Source organism: bacterium (assembly GCA_023150945.1).
Taxonomy (GTDB): Bacteria; Zhuqueibacterota; Zhuqueibacteria; order Zhuqueibacterales; family Zhuqueibacteraceae; genus Coneutiohabitans.
Genome location: JAKLJX010000028.1, coordinates 15449 through 33929 on the forward strand (window position 1 = coordinate 15449; position 18481 = coordinate 33929).

At 59.9% G+C, this 18481-nt stretch carries 12 protein-coding genes and 1 pseudogene; 5 read left to right on the forward strand and 8 right to left on the reverse strand.

Annotated features, from left to right (window positions below; genetic code table 11):
* Nucleotides 1–98 precede the first annotated feature (98 nt).
* Together porU and L6R21_24685 are read right to left on the reverse strand one after the other, a co-directional pair.
* Entirely contained in the window at nucleotides 99–4127 is a 4029-nt protein-coding gene (porU, locus tag L6R21_24680) for a type IX secretion system sortase PorU (protein MCK6562408.1), read from the reverse strand.
* A gap of 44 nt (nucleotides 4128–4171) precedes the next feature.
* The gene (locus L6R21_24685) at nucleotides 4172–4363 is read right to left on the reverse strand and encodes a hypothetical protein (protein ID MCK6562409.1); all 192 of its coding nucleotides are present in this window, start codon (nucleotides 4361–4363) and stop codon (nucleotides 4172–4174) included.
* A gap of 36 nt (nucleotides 4364–4399) precedes the next feature.
* Here L6R21_24685 and L6R21_24690 point away from each other — a divergent pair, with 36 nt between their 5' ends.
* Nucleotides 4400–4936 carry a hypothetical protein gene (locus L6R21_24690; GenBank protein MCK6562410.1) on the forward strand — a complete coding sequence of 179 codons (537 nt, stop codon included), beginning with the start codon at nucleotides 4400–4402 and terminating at the stop codon, nucleotides 4934–4936.
* Between the two features lie 415 nt (nucleotides 4937–5351).
* Here the strand turns inward: L6R21_24690 and L6R21_24695 are convergent, their stop codons facing one another.
* Nucleotides 5352–6560: an aspartate aminotransferase family protein gene (locus tag L6R21_24695; protein ID MCK6562411.1), complete on the reverse strand. Its 1209-nt coding sequence runs from the start codon at nucleotides 6558–6560 to the stop codon at nucleotides 5352–5354.
* Nucleotides 6561–6817: 257 nt separating this feature from the next.
* Here L6R21_24695 and L6R21_24700 point away from each other — a divergent pair, with 257 nt between their 5' ends.
* Both L6R21_24700 and L6R21_24705 read left to right on the forward strand, forming a co-directional pair.
* On the forward strand, nucleotides 6818–7033 hold the full coding sequence (locus tag L6R21_24700; protein ID MCK6562412.1) for a hypothetical protein: 216 nt from the start codon (nucleotides 6818–6820) through the stop codon (nucleotides 7031–7033).
* Entirely contained in the window at nucleotides 7033–7473 is a 441-nt protein-coding gene (locus L6R21_24705; GenBank protein ID MCK6562413.1) for a type II toxin-antitoxin system VapC family toxin, read from the forward strand. Before L6R21_24700 ends, L6R21_24705 begins: the two co-directional genes overlap by 1 nt.
* A gap of 138 nt (nucleotides 7474–7611) precedes the next feature.
* On the opposite strand, the gene L6R21_24710 is transcribed toward L6R21_24705, so the two are convergent.
* The 4 genes and pseudogenes from L6R21_24710 to L6R21_24725 form a co-directional block, all read right to left on the reverse strand.
* Entirely contained in the window at nucleotides 7612–8919 is a 1308-nt protein-coding gene (locus tag L6R21_24710) for an ATP-binding protein (GenBank protein ID MCK6562414.1), read from the reverse strand.
* Nucleotides 8916–10280 carry a sigma-54 dependent transcriptional regulator gene (locus L6R21_24715; GenBank protein ID MCK6562415.1) on the reverse strand — a complete coding sequence of 455 codons (1365 nt, stop codon included), beginning with the start codon at nucleotides 10278–10280 and terminating at the stop codon, nucleotides 8916–8918. Before L6R21_24715 ends, L6R21_24710 begins: the two co-directional genes overlap by 4 nt.
* A 399-nt stretch (nucleotides 10281–10679) precedes the next feature.
* Nucleotides 10680–11579: pseudogene (locus L6R21_24720) on the reverse strand (TerC family protein).
* Between the two features lie 432 nt (nucleotides 11580–12011).
* A complete protein-coding gene (locus L6R21_24725) occupies nucleotides 12012–13226 on the reverse strand; it encodes a phosphoglycerate kinase (GenBank protein MCK6562416.1) in 1215 nt (404 codons plus the stop codon).
* Between the two features lie 534 nt (nucleotides 13227–13760).
* On the opposite strand from L6R21_24725, the gene L6R21_24730 reads away from it, so the two are divergent.
* Nucleotides 13761–15821, forward strand: coding sequence for a chloride channel protein (locus tag L6R21_24730; GenBank protein MCK6562417.1), 2061 nt, complete (start codon nucleotides 13761–13763; stop codon nucleotides 15819–15821).
* 254 nt (nucleotides 15822–16075) lie between these two features.
* Here L6R21_24730 and L6R21_24735 read toward each other — a convergent pair whose 3' ends face one another.
* Nucleotides 16076–16555 (reverse strand): RNA methyltransferase, encoded by a 480-nt coding sequence (locus L6R21_24735; protein ID MCK6562418.1) that lies wholly within the window; start codon nucleotides 16553–16555, stop codon nucleotides 16076–16078.
* 746 nt (nucleotides 16556–17301) lie between these two features.
* Here L6R21_24735 and L6R21_24740 point away from each other — a divergent pair.
* A complete protein-coding gene (locus L6R21_24740) occupies nucleotides 17302–18411 on the forward strand; it encodes a leucine dehydrogenase (protein ID MCK6562419.1) in 1110 nt (369 codons plus the stop codon).
* Nucleotides 18412–18481 lie beyond the last annotated feature (70 nt).

Here is an 18481-nt window from a genome sequence, read left to right on the forward strand (position 1 = left end):
CTCTTGTGTCAAAAAGCGCGCCGCTGTCCCGGCTCCCGGAAAACACCTGCCGTCCTGGTGGTCTTCGAGGAATGACTTGGTGAGCATCAAAATCGCGTTCAGCGCTGCACCACCAGCTTGCCCAGTTCTTCTGCATGCAGGGTGCCGCCGCTGCCGTTGCTCGCGTGCGCGGCAATGACTTTGTAAAGGTAGACGCCGTTGGCGACCTCATCGCCGTCCTGATCGCGGCCGTCCCATTCCAAGCGGTTGAAGCCGGCGATCACTGCCGTGGGCGGCATCTCCAGCGTGCGGATCAAGCGGCCGGCGAGTGTGTAGATTTTGATTTTCACCTGCGCCGCCGGCTGATTGATCTCGAAGGTGAATTGCGTCTCGTTGCGGAAGGGATTGGGATAGTTCATGACTTCGCGCAACACCAGGCGGTCGGCCGGCGCAACCACGAATTCCGCCGCGGCGATGTTGGAGTTGTTGAAATTGTCCCACGCTTTCACTTCCACGGTGTGGCGGCCTTCCGAGAGGCCGCTGAGCGGGTACAAGAGAGTGCCGGCGGTGAAATCACCGGAATCGTAATTGAAGAAATCCGTCACGTCGATTTTGTTGTCGCTTTTGCCGTCCAGCGTGAGCGTGATTTTGTGGCCGATTTCGCCGGCGATATTGATGCCTGATATACTGTCTTTCAGGGCCACTTGCAAAACCGGTTCTGCGCCCACGTAACCACCCGAGACGAAATCTTTCACGCCCTGAAAGCCCAACTTGATTTCCGGGCCCTGGTTGTCGGCAAAACCGGCAGCGGTGCCGCCGATGGCGACATTGTTGCGATAGCCGTTGCCGTCGGTGGTGTCATTCCAGAAATACAGGCTGAAGCGGCCGCGCGTGCCGCCATAGGTGAGGTCTTTGGGCGCGATGAACTGCAAGTCAAACCTGCCGTTGGTGACCCGGGCTTCGCCGCGGAAGAGGGAATTGCCCGGCAGCGTGTAATTGATGCTGAAGCTCGGGCCGCTGCGATAGGTAACAAAGCGCTCGGAGTCGAACGCTTCCACCCGCACCTTGCCGTTGAAATCCTGCCAACGCTGGCCGTTGCGCAAAACCGTGCCGCTCACCGTGGCGACCGCCAGCGCCTTGATGGTGTCGGGTGTGGTCAGTTGCGCGCTGTAGCGCGGAATCGCCAGCCGCATGCTGGGATCGCCATACAAATGGAATTTCTCATCATTGACGGTGAAGCGGGTTTGCACGCGCGCATACACCAGCGCCGTGCCCAGGGCTTCGGAGACCTGCCCGGAGCGAAACAGCGAGCCGTAGTACGCCTGGTTGAGATTGGCATTGGCATTGGCGTACACCTGGCGCGAGGTGGCGAGCACGGCAATGGCACCGCGGCCCGGCACCAGCAGCAATTGCTCGCCGAAGCTTTGGCGGTCGATCAGATCGAACTGGCCGAAGGTGCAGGTGGCGGCAATCCAGACCGCCTGCAGGTCGCCGTTTTGGATGCGATCGAAATCCGAGGCATATTCCAGCAGGCGTTCGTGCGCCCACACGGTGGGGTTGCCGTGGCCGGCATAGTTGACGATCAGCGCGCCGCGGCGCAACTGCTGCATGAACGCGTCGGTGGCGGCGGGCTTGCGGATGCCGGAGATCGAGGCGCTTTGCACCGCGGGATATTCCGTCAGGTAGAGCTTGCGAATGTCGAAATAGTCCGGCGTGCGCAGGTTGATGAGATCTTCGATGTCGTTGATGTGAAACGCCTCCAGGCCGTAGGGCGAGTTTTCATCATCCGCGACCATGAGCAGGCTGTTGCGCCAGGCGCCGAACACCGGCGCGGTTTCGTATCTGACCAGTTTGTTCACGAATGCCTCGGCCTCGGCCAGCGTGCGCGCCGGAATGCGGCCAATGGCGAGATCCATCACCGCATCGTTGCCGCGCACGTAGGTGAACCAGGCATCGGTCACCCGGCTGTCGTCGAGGTTCAGCTCGTCCGTGTGATAGCTGGGGATCCAGTTCTTGTCGCTTTTGTTGCGCAGGTTTTTGGGATCGTAGTCGCTGTCGCCCATTAACAGCACGTAGGCCGGCGCCTTGCGCCAGTTTTCGTAGGCATATTTCAAAAAGTCGCGAATCGCGACCGGATCATACATGCCGCAGGAGAACTCATCGAACACGTCTTGGATGTTGGCGACTGCCACACTCAAGCGGGAGGTGGCGCTGCCGGGCTGCCAGTTTTCGCGCAGACTTTCCAGCCGCTGCGCCTGCGAGAGAAAATCCTCATGGGTGATGATGATCATGTCAGCTTCATGATCCGGCGAGCGCCAGTTGGAGGCGGCATCCTTCACGATCGCCTGCGGTTCGAGGTTCACGAAGCCGGCGGCGGTGCTGACCGCATAGCGCCGCGGCACCGGCGTGGCGGCAACATCGGCAAACGTGATCTGGCTGCCGCTCACCTGCCAATTCTCCGAACTCAACAAGCTGACGTTGCTGAAGTCGGAAATATCGAACAGCCACAAGCCGTTGGGATTGGCGTTCTCCAGCCGGTAAGCCACGGGTCCGGCGCTGGGCGTGCCCAAAAAGAACAGGCTCGGCCCGGGCAGGCGCAACTGCCGCGGATAACTCAGCTCGAAGTAGTCGATGTACATGTTGGCGGCATCGCCGCTGCCGGTGTAAGTGAGCAGCAGTTCGTTCTCACCGTTTTTCAGCACGCCGGTCCGCTGCAGGGTGTAGAACTGGCGGCGCGAGCCGTTGCCGGGAATGACGAACTCGGTGATCGGCTGCTGGTTGAAAGTGACGGCCATGCGGTGGGGAATGCCGGAGAAATATTGCGCATAGAAACCGAAGTACATCCGCGCGGTGGCATCGGTGACGGGATCGGGAAGCTGCAGTTTGTAGGTCTTGTTGCTGTTGCCGCGCGTGCCGAAATTGAAGCCGAACCACGATTGGGTGGATTCATAGAGCGGATTCTGTTCCTCTTCGACGAAAAGATACTGCTGAAAGCTGGTGGCGACGGTGGTGGCATTGGCGACCGGCAGCGGCGCGCGGCTGGCCATGCGTTTGCCGGTGCTGCCGTCGCTGGCGGGCGCGACCGAGAGGAAATAGTAGTTCTCGTAACCGTATTTGTTGAGATAATGCGCGGCCACGCCGTTGGTGGAATCGAAAGTGAAGCCGTCCACCCCGCGGCCATAGAACAGAATGTAATCACTCACATCAAACCGGCCGTCATTGCCGTCGGCAACGTAGATGGCGTTTTCGATCAACCCCTCGGGCCGCGACGCCGTGAGACTGCGCGGCAATTCCCGGCCGCCATTGTTGTACAGGCGAATCTGCGCCGGCTGCACGGAGGCAAGATCGATGCCGGCGCTTGCCAGGGTCTGGCCGGTGAGGCGATAGAGGCCTTCATTCCGTACGGCGATTTTGTAAAATGGGCCGACGGCAGACGGCGAACTGACCTTGCGCAGCGCCTGGCCGGTGCGCGGCGAGCGCAGCGGCCGCGCCGCTTCGTAGTTGAAAATCACCCCGCGATAGAAGGACTCTTCCACCGCCGCGGCCGGCGTGACTGCCGGCGCGTCGAAGGAGGCGCTGCTCACCGCTCGACCGGCGTGCCGCACCACCAGCCGCACTTCCCGGTGAACGCGCAGCGTCTTTTGCACGGGATTATATTGCACCGGCGCGACGGCCACGCGCACGATGCGCTGCTGGCGCAAATTCGCCGGCGGATCGAGCGTCACTAGTTCCGCTGGATAATAGGCATCGCGGCTGTAGATGGCAGCCTTGGGCAAATAGGCCGCCCCGGTTTCGCCTGCGCTCACTTGCGCCGTCGGAAACGGGGCCACACTCATCTCCCGCATTTCCTCGAAAGCGCCGGGCATTGCCACGGCCTCGACGGTCGCACCTTCCGGCACACCGAGCACAAAGACGCGCACCGGCAGATTGGGCGCACCGGCTTCAGCCAGGGAGAAACTGTTGGAGAATTTGGGAATGACGCTGTTCGGGCTGCCGGCGAGGTTGAGCGTATCGAGTTTGAATCCCGTGAGTTCGAAGGCGATGACGGTCTGTTGGGCGGTGGCTTGCACAAGGTGAGCATCAGTTTCGGCGGAAAACAGCGGATCGGCGGCAAACAGCAAAGCCAGCGAGCAAATGAATGGTCTCATAAAGGATAGGGAAGAGAGGTGTACGGCCATAGGGTGATTCAAGATCATGTTTCGTGACGTCGTTGGCGCAGGAGCAACGCGGTGACCATAATGATCCCGGCATAGCCTGCAATGAGGGGCCAGCGCACTGGCTCGACTTTGATGAATTCATACCCGATGCCAAACAGGCTGATCGCGATATACAGCAGCCGCAACAGCGTTTGGGCGGGAAACTTCGCGCGTGTTTGCTCTAACATGCCAGTGCGGGGGGCGTCAACAATCTTAGGAGCCTGATGCAACAGCCAAGCCGTTGCGGGAAAATTTTCTCAACAGCTCACAATTTCAAATGGATACGATCCAAATCTGACTCAGAGCCTGAAACGCCAACCGCGCAGCTTCACTGGGTCCACGAAAAGCGCAGCCACAATGTCGCCAGTGAACATAAAATCCCTCGCTCGATGGCTCCGCTGTCGAATCGCCGCAGTCTGAGCTTGCTGCCTGAGTGTCACAGCCAAGGCTTGCCGCTGATGCTCCGTTTTCTGGCAGGATCATCGCGCTGCGAAGCCGATACTCAACTGCTTCCGCCGTCAAGCGCAGTAAGTAAACAAGATTCTGATTTTAAATGTTCCGTTGCGAAAGCATTGGCGCTGCAATATAGCCAAAATGTGGGATTTTGGGCAAGCGAAAGTTCGTCTATATGGAGAGCAATTTCTTGCCAAGCCAGGAAGTGCTCTCAGATTTCAAGCCTTGGCTTCTCGCCTCAGCTTGCTTCTGCAGCAGAAATTGCACACAACTTATCCACACTCGATTTCCTTGGCTTTGCCTCCTGAAAATGCACATTGGTGATTTGCGGAAAGCGACCAGAAGAAAATTTCAGCCAAGAATACATTGGGTTGTGTGTCACGGCTCGGTAACCACAACGAATAGATATGACAGCAGAAGACAGACGCAAAATATTGATTTTAAACATATAATCCGGTTAGGATGTTGTTAACAAAGAGGCCTGAATTGCGGCAAAGTACCTTGGCGGAGGCCCAGCGGCACGAAGGCGGCAAAGTGAATTTTCTGCAACAAAGCGATTACGATTTTTGGCAACTACACTGCCCGAAAGTTATCCACATTCTAATCACATTCGAATATCGCAGCAACTCGGCTGGAGGCTGGCTGAAAACCGAACCCTCGGCTAAAATTGCCACCTAACTTGCGTATCTGGGTTGGTCAGCGAGATCGAAAAATTCATGAACCTCACTCCTGTTCACCACAGCTCGCTGCTGCTTGCAGCAGAATCTCGAGGCATTCGGTCAGTTCGTCTGCAGTCAAACAGAGCGGCGGGGCCGCGCGCACAACCGTGGTGTCGTGCAGAGTCCACCCGATGATCAGTCCGCGCTCCCGGCACTCGGCCACGAACCGTTGGGCGCAGGAGGCGTCGCGAAACTCGATGGCAAAGAAACCACCCAAGCCGCGAATATCCGTGACGAATTCTGCCTGCTGCAGGCCGGCGCGCAACTCCTGCAGGCAGCGGGCGCCGATTTGCGCGCTGTTTGCGATCATGTTTTCTGCGAGCAGCACTTCCAGAGCCGCCAAGCCGGCGGCGCAACTCAACGGATGCCCGCCGCAGGTGGTGACATGCGCCAGCGGCGGATCGTGCGAGAGCGTGTGCATGATTGCGCGGCGGCCGATGAAGGCACCGAGCGGCAATCCGCCGCCCAAGGCCTTGGCGAGACAAAGCAGATCGGGACGCACGTTCCAATGCTCGCACGCGAAGAGCCTGCCGGTACGGCCGAAACCGGTCATGACCTCATCGGCAATCAGCAGCGCGCCGGTTTCGTCGCAGCGTTGCCGCAGGCGGGGCAGAAAATCCGGCGCGGGAATGCGCACCCCGGCCTCACCCTGCACCGGCTCGAACAGCACGGCCGCAGTGTGGTGATCGATGCGCGCGAGGCCGGCGGGATCGTTGAAGGGAATGAATTCGAAGTCAGCGAGCAGCGGCTCGAAGGGGCGGCGATAGTATGCGCTCGACATCGCCGACAACGCGCCGTAGGTGTCGCCATGATAGCCGCCGGCGCAGGCGAGGTACTTTTTGCGGCCGGTGAATTTGCGCGCGGTTTTGAGCGCGCCTTCGATGGCTTCGGCGCCGCTGTTGCAGAAGAAGACCGTGCCCTCGGCCACCGGCGCGAGTTCGGCGAGGCGCCGGGCATAGTTGACTTGCGCCGCCTGCACGTATTCGCCATACACCATCACATGCAGATGTTTCTGTGTTTGCGCGGCGATGGCAGCCTGCACCTTGGGATGGCCGTGGCCGATGTTGGCCACGCCGATGCCGGAGATGAAATCAATATAGCGCCGGCCCGTGGGCGTGAAGAGATAAATGCCCTGCGCGCGCTCGATCTGCAGACCCAGCGGCGCAGGCGAAGTCTGGCAGACGTAGGTAAGAAAATCTTGCAGCATGTTCATGGCAGTGATCCGATGGTCGTTTTGGTGCAAGCTGCCAGCTTGCTCTTGGCGACAGGCTGGTCGCCTGTGCTACACAGCACGAACTGGCGGCCAAGGATTCGGTCTCCTTGACCAGCGCCTTCCATAATTCATGTTGACCGGGGCTCTCTCGGTGCTTATTTTTTGGTGAATTTATTCACACGGAGAAGTGTCGGACTGCTCCGGCGCACATTCATCCGTGCAAAAACAGACAATCGCCAAAGTGGAAGGCAAAAGCGATGTCCACAGTACAACTCATTCAAGCTGCCGAACGCTTGCCCCTCTCGGAGCGGCTTAATGTAATCGAGGCCCTTTATGCTTCCATCAAGCGTGAGTTGGCGCAACAGATGGCAGCGTTTCCCCCAAAAGAAGAGCCCTTTGAACTGATTACTTTCAATCTCGGTCAGGAAGTGCAGGTCGACCGCGACGAAATCTACGCCGAGCGAGGCCTGTAATGTTCACGCTTGACACGAATATTTTGATTTATGCGCACAACGAGGTCCCACCTTTTCACAAGCAAGCGGCGGCTTTTGTGAAGCAGGCCCTCGCTGAACGGGATGAGCAGGGCCGGCATGTTGCCGGGATAGCCGCGCTGGTGTATGCCGAGTTTATCAATGTGATTACGCGCCAGACGATTGAGCAGCCATTGTCTTTGGCGGACGCGGTGCTGGTGGTTGAAAAGTACCTCAAAGCCGGCACCCCGACGATTTACGCCCAATCCACTCAGATGCACACTTTTCTTGACTTGGCCAAATCCACAACCACGCGAAAAAAGATTTTTGATCTCTTCCTGGCAGCGACGTTGAAGGATAATGGTATCGATCGCCTGTATACCGTCAATGTCGATGACTTCAAAGATTTTGCCTTTTTGCAGGCTGCAAATCCTCTCGTCTAGTCGTCTAGCCCCTCGCGCACGGCGCGTTGCATGAGGCTGTGGAAGAGATGCTCCAGCTCTTGCTCGGACTGGCGCTGCCTGGCGGCCAGGGAGGCGACGCTCCCTCCAGCGCCGGGGGCTCGTCATGTTTGTGGCGTTTCAATCCAAATAAATCACAAACTGCGTCGGCTGGCCGGGCGGGGAATCGAGCGAGAATTCGAAGCCGTGCTGGCTCAGAATTTCCTGGATCATGGTCAAGCCCAGGCCCTGGCCGTTGGGTTTGGTGCTGAAGAACGGCGTGAAAAGCTGTTGCCGCACTTCCGGCGTGATGCCGCTGCCGCTGTCCGTGATGGCCACGAAAGTTTTGCCGTTTTGCCAGCCGCCGCGCACCGTGATCACGCCGTGTTCGCCGATCGCCTCCATCGCATTCTTGAAGATGTTGATGAAAACCTGCTCCATCTGCTGCTTGTCCATCGCGCGCGGCGGCAGGTTCGGCGCAAAGTCCCACTGCCAGCGAATGTCGCGCTGCCGGCTCTCGGCCTGCAGCAACAGCGCGATGCCCTCCAGTAGCGGGCGGAGCGCGCAGGGCTGAAGGTGCGGCGGCGGCAGCTTGATCACCTCCGCAAAACCGCGCATGAACATGTTGAGATGGTTGATGCGCGTGATCGCCACCTGCAGCGCGTTTTCGTAGTCCGGCTGATCGCCCGGCTGCAGTTGCGGCGTGTAGGTCAGGCAGGAATGCAGCAGCGATTGCACCGCGCCGGTGGAGTTGTTGATCTCGTGCGACATCATGCGAATGAGCTTTTCATAGGCGGCTTTTTCGGAGCGGCGCAATTCTTCCGTCAGTTCTTCCAGCAAGAAGAAGGCGCGCGGGAATCCCTGATCGAAAAACTGGGAGCGCTGGCATTTTACCCGGCGCCGGCCCTGCACCGCCAGCACGTGTGACTCCCCCGGCTGCAAGCGGCTGAGCGCCTCGGCCAGCCGGCTGTCCAACTCCGGGAGTTTTTTGCCCAGCAAAGCGTCCGTTGCCATCTGCAGGATTTTTTCGCCGGCGGGATTCACCAGGACGATGCGGCCGTCGAAGTCGCAGGTGAGGATGCCGGAGGGCGAAGCCTGCAAGATCCGTTCGAGAAAAAAGTGCTGCTCAGCCAGGCGCGTGCGCTCTTCGCGCAACTCGTCGATCATGCGATTGTAAAGCGCGATGAGCTGATCCGTTTCCTGCTGGCCGACGGCCAGGAACTTGGAAGAGAAGTCGCGCTCTTTCAGAAAGTCCGCGCCGGTGACAGCGAGCGCGAGCGGCTGAACGAGATTGTTGAGCAGGCGCACCGCCACGAAAAACGAGAGCACAAAGAACGCCTCGACCGCCAGCAGCCACGGCCGATGCTGCCACAGGCTGAAGGCCGCCAGGCCGGCAAACAGCAGGTGAATGGCGAGAAGATAAAGGATGAATTTGCGGCGCAGGCTCACAGGGGGATTCCGAATTTCTCGCAGCGGCGATAGAGCGCGGCACGGCTGAGGCCGAGCGCCTCCGCGGCTTTGCTGATGTTTCCGCCATGATGTTGCAGCGTCTTCGCGATCATGGCCTTTTCCATTTCTTCGAGCGTCATGCTGCCGACCGCGGGCAGACTTTCCTTTTCAGCGGCAGCCGGCTGCATCTCCAGGGCGGAGCGGAAGTCGGCGGCCGCGATTATGTCCGGGCCGTGCATCAACACCGTGCGCTCGATGACCTGGCGCAACTGCCGCACGTTGCCGGGCCAGGGCTGCGCGGTCAGCCATGCTTCTGCGTCCGCGCTCAGGCGCAACTGCGGCCGGCGGTAGACTTTGCCGAGCGCCTCCAGGAAATGATGCGCCAGCAGCGCGATGTCGCCCGGCCGTTCGCGCAGCGGCGGCACATGCACGGCGATCAGATTCAAGCGGTACAGCAAATCTTCGCGGAACTCGCCGCGGCTCACCATTTCGGCGAGGTTGCGGTTGGTGGCGGAGATGACGCGCACCTCGACGCGGCGGCTGTGGCTGGAGCCCAGCGGCTCGAAGGTGCGATCCTGCAGCACGCGCAGCAGCTTGACTTGCGCGCTCGGCTCGAGGTCGCCGATTTCATCGAGAAAGATCGTGCCGCCATCGGCCAGCTCGAAGCGACCTTTGCGGTCGTAGCGCGCATCGGTGAACGCGCCCTTGACGTGGCCGAACATCTCACTTTCAAACAACGCCGGCGAGATGCCGCCCAAATTCACCTTGACGAACGGCCCCTGGGCGCGGCTGCTGTTGCGGTGCAGCGCTTCGGCGAGCAACTCCTTGCCGGTGCCGCTTTCGCCGGTGAGCAGCACGGCGGCCTCGGTGGCGCTCACCCGGCCGATGATTTCCAGCACGCGCAGGAAATTCGGCGCGCGGCCGATGAGGCCGCTGAAGTCATAGCGCGCCTCCAACTCTTCCCGCGCGAGCGTGCCGCCGCCGGCGCCGGCCGCGGACAGTGCCAGCGCGGTTTTCACCGACTGCAGAAGCTGTTCGTTCGACCAGGGCTTGGTGATGAAATCGGAAGCGCCGGCTTGCATGCCCCGCACTGCCAGGCCGATCGAGCCCCACGCCGTGATCAGAATCACCGGCACCTGCGGCTGGCGCTGCTTGAGCGCGCGCAGCAAAGCCAGGCCTTCTTCGCCGCTGGTGCTGCGGGAGAAATTCATGTCCTGCAAGATGAGATCGAATTTCTCCTGCGCGATTTTCTGCAGCGCCTCGGCGGGCGCCGCCGCGGTGTGCGAGGCAAAGCCGGCCTGCTTGAGCAGCAAAGCCAGCGAAGCCGCGACGGAGAAATCATCGTCGATGATGAGAATCATGGGCATGTGGGATTGCTCGCGGTGCGTGGCAGGAATCGCCTGCTTGCCTCCCGGCGGTTCCTGGACCAGTATTCGTCCGAAGAGGTTTCACGCTCGGCCTGGCCGAGGTTTCCAAACTTCGGTGGGCGTGGAAATCCTGCCTGGATCGCACCGGCAAGCTACAGATTTTCGCGGGAAGATGCAACGCCGGCGTCACAGCGACGGCGGGGTGGAGGAGGGCTGGGCGAGCGCTTTCTCCGGCAATTGCTGCTCGACCCTGCCCGCTGGCGCGGGTTTCGGCATTTGGTATTTGCCGTTCACCGCGGCGTTGGGCTGCGCGGGAGTGATTGCCCCTCCCGCCTGGCCGGCGGCCGGTTGGGCGGCGGCGCGCCGGGCTGCGACCGCGGGGCGGCGGCGCCACAGCGAAGCCGCGATGGAAATGGCGAGCGTGAGGCCGATCACGCTGAGCGAAACCCATTCCGGCAGTTTCACCACGTCCGCCATCAGCATTTTCACTGCGACGAACAACAGAATGAAAATGATGCCGGGTTTGAGATATTCGAAATGCCGCGCCATGCCGGCCAGCACGAAATACAGCGCGCGCAGGCCCATGATCGCGAAGATGTTGGAGGAAAACACCAGGAAGGGATCGGTGGTGATGGCAAAGATGGCTGGAATCGAATCCAGGGCAAAGATCAAATCCGAGCTTTCGATCACCAGCAAGACGAGCAGCATGGGCGTGGCGTGCAGCACCCCGTTTTCGCGCACGACGAAGCGGTCGCCGGAGTAAGTGGTGGTGACGTGCATGAAGCGCCGTAGCAGCCGGATGAGGTTGTTGTTACTGGGATCAAAAGTCTCGCCGTCGAGAAAGATCATTTTGATGACGGTGTAGAGCAGCAGGCCGCCGAAGACGTACATCATCCAGTCGAAGTGATGAATCAACGCCGTGCCGGTGGCGATGAGCAGGCCGCGCATGATGATGGCGCCCAAAATGCCCCATTTCAAAATCCGCGGCTGATGCTCCGGCTTGACGTTGAAATAGGCAAAGATCATGATGAACACGAAAAGGTTGTCGGTGCTGAGCGATTTCTCCACCAGATAGCCGGTGAGAAACTCCGCGGCCGGTTTGGGGCCGAGGAAGAAACCGATGCCCACATTGAACAGCAGCGCCGATGCGATCCAGATGATCGACCAGATCGTCGCTTCTTTCATCGAGGGGGCGTGTGATTTGCGATTGACGATACCGAGGTCGATGAGCAGCATGACGATGACGGCCACGCTGAAGAGTCCCCACATGAAGATTTCGGAATGTGGTGCCATGATACTTCACTTCGGTGAGAATACTGCCTCCGGTTTCCGCCGATTTCGGGCAGACCGCCGGCCCAATGCTTTCCAAAACTGTACCAGCAAACGCAGCGGCTGCGGTTCCTGGTGCAAGCGGGTGGAAATGATCGAATTGCCTTCGCGAAGTAGCAGCCGGGCGGGAGGGGAGAGATTAGGTGATTTTATCAATATTGGGATGCGCTGCCTGGATTTGTTTCATTATTGAACACTACACGAGACCGCGGGCCCACAGCGCAAATCCAACTTGAGAGTTCAGCCAGACTCTCAAGCTGGATCGACGCGGGCTTTAGACAACCATTTTGTGTCGGTTCATCGCAACAAAGCAACCGCCCGGGCGCGCGCACAAGCCGAACAAAACGCTCACTTGCTCCTGACGAAGCGCCCGAGCGGGGCGTTTGGGGACGGACTCTATTTCGTCGGCGCCTTGGTCAGCGCCACCACGCCGGGCAGGTCCTTGCCACCGAGGAATTCCAGGGAAGCGCCGCCGCCGGTGGAGACGTGGGAGATTTTGTCGGTCAGCCCGGATTTGGCGAGCGCGGCCACGGAATCGCCGCCGCCCACCACGCTGAAAGCGCCCTTGCTCGTGGCCTCCGCCACGGCCTGCGCAACGCCCATGGTACCGGCCGCGAACGCGGCTTTCTCGAACACGCCCATTGGGCCGTTCCACAGGATGGTCTTGGCCTGCAAGATCAGCGCGCGGTAGCGTTCCAGCGTTTTCGGGCCGATATCGCCCGCCAGTTTGCCGGCGGGAATATCGACCGCGTCGAGCGGCGTGGCCTCGGCACCTTCCAGGTTGCCGGCGATGATATGATCGTTGGGCAGTTCCACGCGCAGCGGTTTGCGCGGATTGTGATACTCCGCCACCCGCAACACGTTCTTGGCCACCGCGAGCTTATCCTCTTCCAGGAGGGAATTGCCGATTTCATGGCCCTGTGCTTTGAGGAAGGTATAGGCCATGCCGCCGCCGATGAGCAGATGCGAAACTTTGGTGATGATGGTGTGAATGACTTCGATTTTGTCCGAAACTTTGGCGCCGCCCAGAATCGCGACGTAGGGCTTGGGCGGATCGCCCAGCATCCTGCCGAGGGCGCTGATTTCGGCTTTCATCAAGTAGCCGGCCACCGCGGTGTTTTTGAGGATTTTCGCGATGCCCTCGGTGGAGGCATGCGCGCGGTGGGCGGAACCGAAGGCGTCATTGACGTAGACCTCGCCCAGCGCCGTGAGTTGCTTGGCAAAGGCGGGATCGTTTTTCTCTTCCTCGGGATGGAAGCGGACGTTTTCCAGCATCAAAACGTCGCCCGGCTTCATTGCCTCCACCATCTTTTCCACGTCGCTGCCGACGCAATCCGGCGCCATTTCCACATTCTTGCCGAGAAGCTGGGTGAGACGGTTGGCCGCGGGCATGAGGGAGTATTTCGGGTCAGGCCCGCCCTTGGGCCGTCCGAGATGTGACATCAGAATTACTTTGGCGCTGGCTTGCAACAGCTTTTGAATGGTGGGGAGGGAGGCGCGAATGCGCGTGTCGTCGGTGACCACACCTTTTTCCAGGGGCACATTGAAATCAACCCGCACCAAAACCCGCTTTTCCTTCAGATCAATATCATCAATCGTCAACTTATCCATAGAAATCATCCTTCTGCATAATGGGAATCCATGACTGCAATCTGCGCGTTCGCGCTGTTACGCCCGCCGGGCCACGTCGGCGGCTTCGGGACTGGCAACAAAGCATGAAAAATAGGCTTTTTGGCCTGAATGTCAAGCCATTCTTCGCCGGCGCGCCAGCGTCATTTCAGTTGGAAATTACCCGTCCGGCAGCGGCCGGCAAGCCGGCCGGGCGAAAATTGTATAAACACAATGTTCCGCCAGAATCGCGGACGCTTGAGAAAATGTTCCTGCAACGGCCTGGCCGTTGCATAGGAATCCTCAGCGTTTTCGCCGACCCCGGAAAGGCGTGCAATCTCGGCCCAGCCGAGGCCGGAACTTTCTCGGCCAGACCCGAAATAAATCCGGAAAGGGAGTCGGGGCACTTGCCTCGCTCGCCAGAAATCTTATATTCTCATTTCACACAACGAACTCGACCATGGTTGAATCCCCTTGCCTCTCACTGTCCTATTCTCCCGTCGCCGTCAGGTCCGCCGCTTCTTGCAGCGTCTCCCCGTGCTCGGGCAACTCCGCTTGCAACGGCTGGTGCACCGCCTGAAATTGCCGGAATACACGCTCTTTGCGTTGGCCGCGGTAGTGACCGGTGGCTTGGCGGGCCTCACGGCGGTGGGTTTTCACAACGCGATTGAATTCTTCCGCGAGCTGTTCTTCAGCCGCAGCCGGGAAGTCATCGGCTTTCTCGGCAGTCTGCAAATCATCCTGCTGCCGGCGATCGGCATGTTGCTGCAGGCCGGCATGATCATGCTCTGGCCCAACCTGGCGGCGCGCAAAGGCGTGCTGGAGGTGATCAAGGCTGTCACCGCGTCGGGGTACTATATTCCGCTGCGCGTCACGCTGTTTCATTTGATTGCGCCGGCGATTTGCATGGGCTCGGGCGGCACCGTCGGTCCGGAGGGTCCGGCCGCGCAGATCGGCGCGGGTGTGGCTTCGCGCTTCGGCCGCGCCTTGCGGCTTTCCGACGTGCGGCGCCGCATTTTTACGGCTGCCGGCGCGGGTGCCGCGATTGCCGCGGTGTTCAACACTCCACTCGGCGGCGTGTTCTTCGCGCTCGAAATCGTCCTGCTCAACGACTTCCAAACCGGCACCTTCAGCGCCCTGCTGCTGGCTTCGGTCGCCGCCAGCGCGGTGTCGCGAACCTTGTTGGGCAACGAACCGGCGTTTGCGATCACGGATATCGCCATCGGCCCGGTTTGGCATCTCGCGCTGTACACACTGCTCGGCCTGTGCGCCGGCGTGCTGGCCGTGCTGTTCTTGCGCTATTCCGATTGGCTGCACAGCCGGCTGCGGCCGCATCTCAAAGGCTGGCGCCAGACCGCGATCATGACGGCCGCCGGATTGCTGGTGGGCATCGCCGGGTTCTTCCTTCTCGATTTGCTGGGCATCGGCTATGACGGCATCAACCGCGTGCTGCGCGGTGAAACCGTCTGGCAGGTGGCGCTCGCGCTGTTGGTATTGAAATTCCTTCTGGTGCCGCTGATGCTGGAATCCGGCGGCTTCGGCGGCGTGTTCGCGCCCTCGCTGTTTCTGGGCGCCATGCTGGGGCTGCTGTTTGCCACCGGTTGCAACCTGCTTGCGCCCGCTTTCGGTCTCCGGGTCGAAGTCGACGCCTTCGTGTTGGTGGGGATGGGCGCGATGTTGGCCGCCATCAACAGCATCCCGCTGGCGGCGATTCTGATTCTGTTCGAGATGACCAATGATTACAGCTTTATCCTGCCTTTGATCGTGGGCGTGGTGGCCAGCTCGACGATCGTGCATCTCGCGTGGAAGGACAATATCTACGCCCGCAAGCTGCGCAAGGCAGGCTACCGGCTGCAGTCGCCGCGCGCTGCGGACTTGCTGCAGGGCCTGACCGTGCGCGATCTCATGCGCCGTGAAAAGGTGGACATTTTGGAGGAAGATGCGCCGTTGCCGCAGGTCATCCGGTTTTGCGCCAACAGTCCGCGCGCGAGTTTTTATCTCAAGAACAAGCGGGGTGAATTGACCGGCACCATTACCATGAACGAGCTGCGGCAGATCATCACCGAGTATGAGAGCCTCAAACAGAGCCGTTTGATCGCCCGCGATATTGCGCTGCCGGGCGTGGTTACGGTGGCGGAGAATGATGAGCTTGATTACGTTTTGCGGCTGTTCGGCAGCCATCCACTGGAGGAGTTTCCAGTGGTGGCCCTTCACAATCCGCGCGAAATTCGCGGCAGCCTGCAGCGCCGTGACGTGATCAATGCCTTCAACAAGGCAAGCCTGCAGCAGAATCTCACCGCCGGTCTGGCGGGCAGCTTGCGCACGCTCGCAACCGTCAAGCACGTCAGCGTGGCCAAAGGTTATTCTCTGGTGGAAAAGATTGCGCCCGCCGCGTTTGTGGGCAAATCACTCGAGGAGCTGAGAGTACGCAGCCGTTTCGGCGTGGAGGTGATTTTGATCAAACCCGGCCGCGATCCGTTGCAACTGGAGGAAGACGGTGCCGCCCTCATGCCCACGGCCGGCTACCGGATTCGCGCAGGGGACGCGCTGGTGCTGTTCGGAGAGGATGAGAACATCGCGGCCCTGGAGCAGATGTGAGAGAAGTCGCGAGGACGAGAACGGGGCTTGGGGGAAAGGAGGTGGCCGCCGTTTTTGATGACGGCAGCGAGGTGGCAACGCCGGCGATTTCCTGCTGATGATCAAAGCAAGAGGTGAGGGCGGAATGGACTTGGGAAACGGTGAGCCGGGACCGGGTCGCGAGGATCTCATCGACTGCCATCCCCATTTGATAATCGCCTGCCATCGTGCGAATTGAGAATTTGATCCCCTCACAGATCGGCGCACCGCCGGCGTCATTTTTCCTCAGCACTCAGCCGGCCGGCGATTTCATACGCCGCGATGCCGAAGGCCACGGCCACATTGAGCGAATGTTTCCGGCCACGCATCGGCAACGCAATGACGCCGTCGCATTGCGCCAGGATTGCGGGACTGATGCCGTCGAATTCATGGCCGACGATCAACGCCAGCGGAAAGCGGTAGACGCAGGCGCGATAATCCCTGCTGGTGGCCGTGCTTTCCAGCGCCAGCAGCGCGTAGCCGGCGCGTTTCAGCGCGGCCAGTGCCTCCTGCGTCGTTGGGAAATACTCCCACGGCACGCTTTCCTCCGCGCCCAATGCCGCTTTGCGAATCTCGGCGCGCGGCGGGGTGGCGGTCATGCCGCAGAGATAGAGCTTGCGCACGCCGGCGCCATCGGCGGTGCGGAAAATGGCGCCGACATTGTGCAGGCTGCGAATGTTGTCGAGCACAGCGACGAATTCAGGCAAGGGGTTCATGGCGCAGGTTTTTGCATCAATTTACTGCGGTACATTCGGACTCGTTGCCCACGAAATACGCAAAAAGCACGAAAGGCTTGTCGGAGTCTTTCGGGTGCTCAAACTCTCTCCCAAAACCGTCCAATGATCCTGGTGCACTGTTGCCTTGATTTCCAGGAGTACTTTTTTGACGTGTTATCCTGGCAGGGTTCTATGATTTACCCGGCATCATGCCTGCAACTTCACAAGCTCCCTACCGGATGACAGGCACAAGCTGATAACCTCTTCAAACACAGAATTGAATTCTGAAAGATAATTGCCAACGAAGAGGACGCGAAGGCAGGAAGAAACAGAAGTCATGCCATCAAGCTTTTCTTGGTGACTTTGTGCCTTCGTGGTGTCCCAGATTCATCGAGTTCATTGAGGGCTTTAGATTGCAGCTTGATTAGAATCTGGTGTAGATCCTTCACGATAACAGTGCACCCAAGCCCCGCTCAGGACTCCGGCACGATCATCCTGCAACGCATATCCCTGCCGCCGGTCTTCCGGCAAAAATCCTTTGACGATTTCCCGGTCGGTGTTCTATGCCGCGGCAAGATAGCATGACGCCACCTGCAGCGCAATGGAAATCATCACGGCTGCCCGCGTGGCCCGCTGGTGGAGGGGATTATCCGGCCCGCAGCAAAGCCCGCTTGACCTTTGCGCAATTTTTTTTTACCCTTCCGCAAATGGCTGCAGGAAGGTCACATAATTGAAGGTGGATGAATATGCGACTGTTTGAAAGTATGAGCGAGTACAACCACGAAGAGGTTGTGTTTTGTCACGATCGTGACTCGGGATTGCGGGCCATCATTGCCATTCATGATACCACACTTGGACCTTCGCTGGGCGGCACGCGCATGTGGCCCTACAAGACCGAAGAAGAAGCGCTGCATGACGTTCTGCGGTTGTCGCGCGGCATGACGTATAAAGCCGCGGCCGCGGGTTTGAACTTGGGCGGCGGCAAGGCGGTGATCATCGGCGATCCCGCCACCGACAAGGATGAAATGCGATTCCGCGCCTTTGGCCGTTTCGTCGAAGGGCTGGCCGGCCGCTACATCACCGCCGAAGACGTCGGCACCGATGTGCACGACATGGAATGGGTGCGCATGGAAACGCAGTGGGTGACGGGCATTTCCGAAGCGCTGGGCGGCAGCGGCGATCCCTCGCCGGTGACTGCGCGCGGCGTGTATCACGGCATCAAGGCCGCTGCCGAAGAAGTGTTCGGCACATCTTCCTTGCGCGGCCGCAAAGTCGCGATTCAGGGCGCCGGCCACGTCGGCTATTTCCTCGCGGATTTTCTCACCAAAGAAGGCGCCAAAGTGTTCATTGCGGACATCAAACCGGCGCGGGTGCAGCGCGCAGTCGACGAATTCAGCGCCACGGCCGTGGAAGCAGATAAAATCTACGACGTCGACGCGGACATCTTCGCGCCCTGCGCGCTCGGCGCGATTATCAACGACCAGACCATCCCGCGTTTCAAATTCCGCCTGATCGCCGGCGGCGCCAACAATCAGCTCGAAGACGAAAAGCGCCACGGCAAGATTTTGATGGAGAAGAACATTCTCTACGCCCCGGACTATGTCATCAATGCCGGCGGCCTCATCAACGTCGCCAATGAGATCGAAGGCTACAATCGCGAAAAGGCGCTCAAAGACGCCGAGGGCATCTACCACATTCTGCGCGAAATCTTTGCTATCGCCAAAAAGGAGCGAGTGCCCACCAACGTGGCCTCCGACCGGCTGGCGGAACGCCGCATCGACCAGGTCGGCAAGCTCAAACGCATGCACGTGATCAGGCCGCCGCGCCAATTCCGCAGCCAGCGCTACGCGTGGTGAAGCCGGACCGCGCGCGCCAGGCTGGCTGCGCTCCGCGACGCGTTGCGCGGTTGATTTGAAAAAAACGAAC

Bases quoted from the DNA above. Each gene is read 5' to 3' on its own strand.
- porU (MCK6562408.1), bottom strand. From the start codon at position 4,127: ATGAGACCATTCATTTGCTCGCTGGCTTTGCTGTTTGCCGCCGATCCG.
- L6R21_24685 (MCK6562409.1), bottom strand. From the start codon at position 4,363: ATGTTAGAGCAAACACGCGCGAAGTTTCCCGCCCAAACGCTGTTGCGG.
- L6R21_24690 (MCK6562410.1), top strand. From the start codon at position 4,400: ATGCAACAGCCAAGCCGTTGCGGGAAAATTTTCTCAACAGCTCACAAT.
- L6R21_24695 (MCK6562411.1), bottom strand. From the start codon at position 6,560: ATGAACATGCTGCAAGATTTTCTTACCTACGTCTGCCAGACTTCGCCT.
- L6R21_24700 (MCK6562412.1), top strand. From the start codon at position 6,818: ATGTCCACAGTACAACTCATTCAAGCTGCCGAACGCTTGCCCCTCTCG.
- L6R21_24705 (MCK6562413.1), top strand. From the start codon at position 7,033: ATGTTCACGCTTGACACGAATATTTTGATTTATGCGCACAACGAGGTC.
- L6R21_24715 (MCK6562415.1), bottom strand. From the start codon at position 10,280: ATGATTCTCATCATCGACGATGATTTCTCCGTCGCGGCTTCGCTGGCT.
- L6R21_24725 (MCK6562416.1), bottom strand. From the start codon at position 13,226: ATGGATAAGTTGACGATTGATGATATTGATCTGAAGGAAAAGCGGGTT.
- L6R21_24735 (MCK6562418.1), bottom strand. From the start codon at position 16,555: ATGAACCCCTTGCCTGAATTCGTCGCTGTGCTCGACAACATTCGCAGC.
- L6R21_24740 (MCK6562419.1), top strand. From the start codon at position 17,302: ATGCGACTGTTTGAAAGTATGAGCGAGTACAACCACGAAGAGGTTGTG.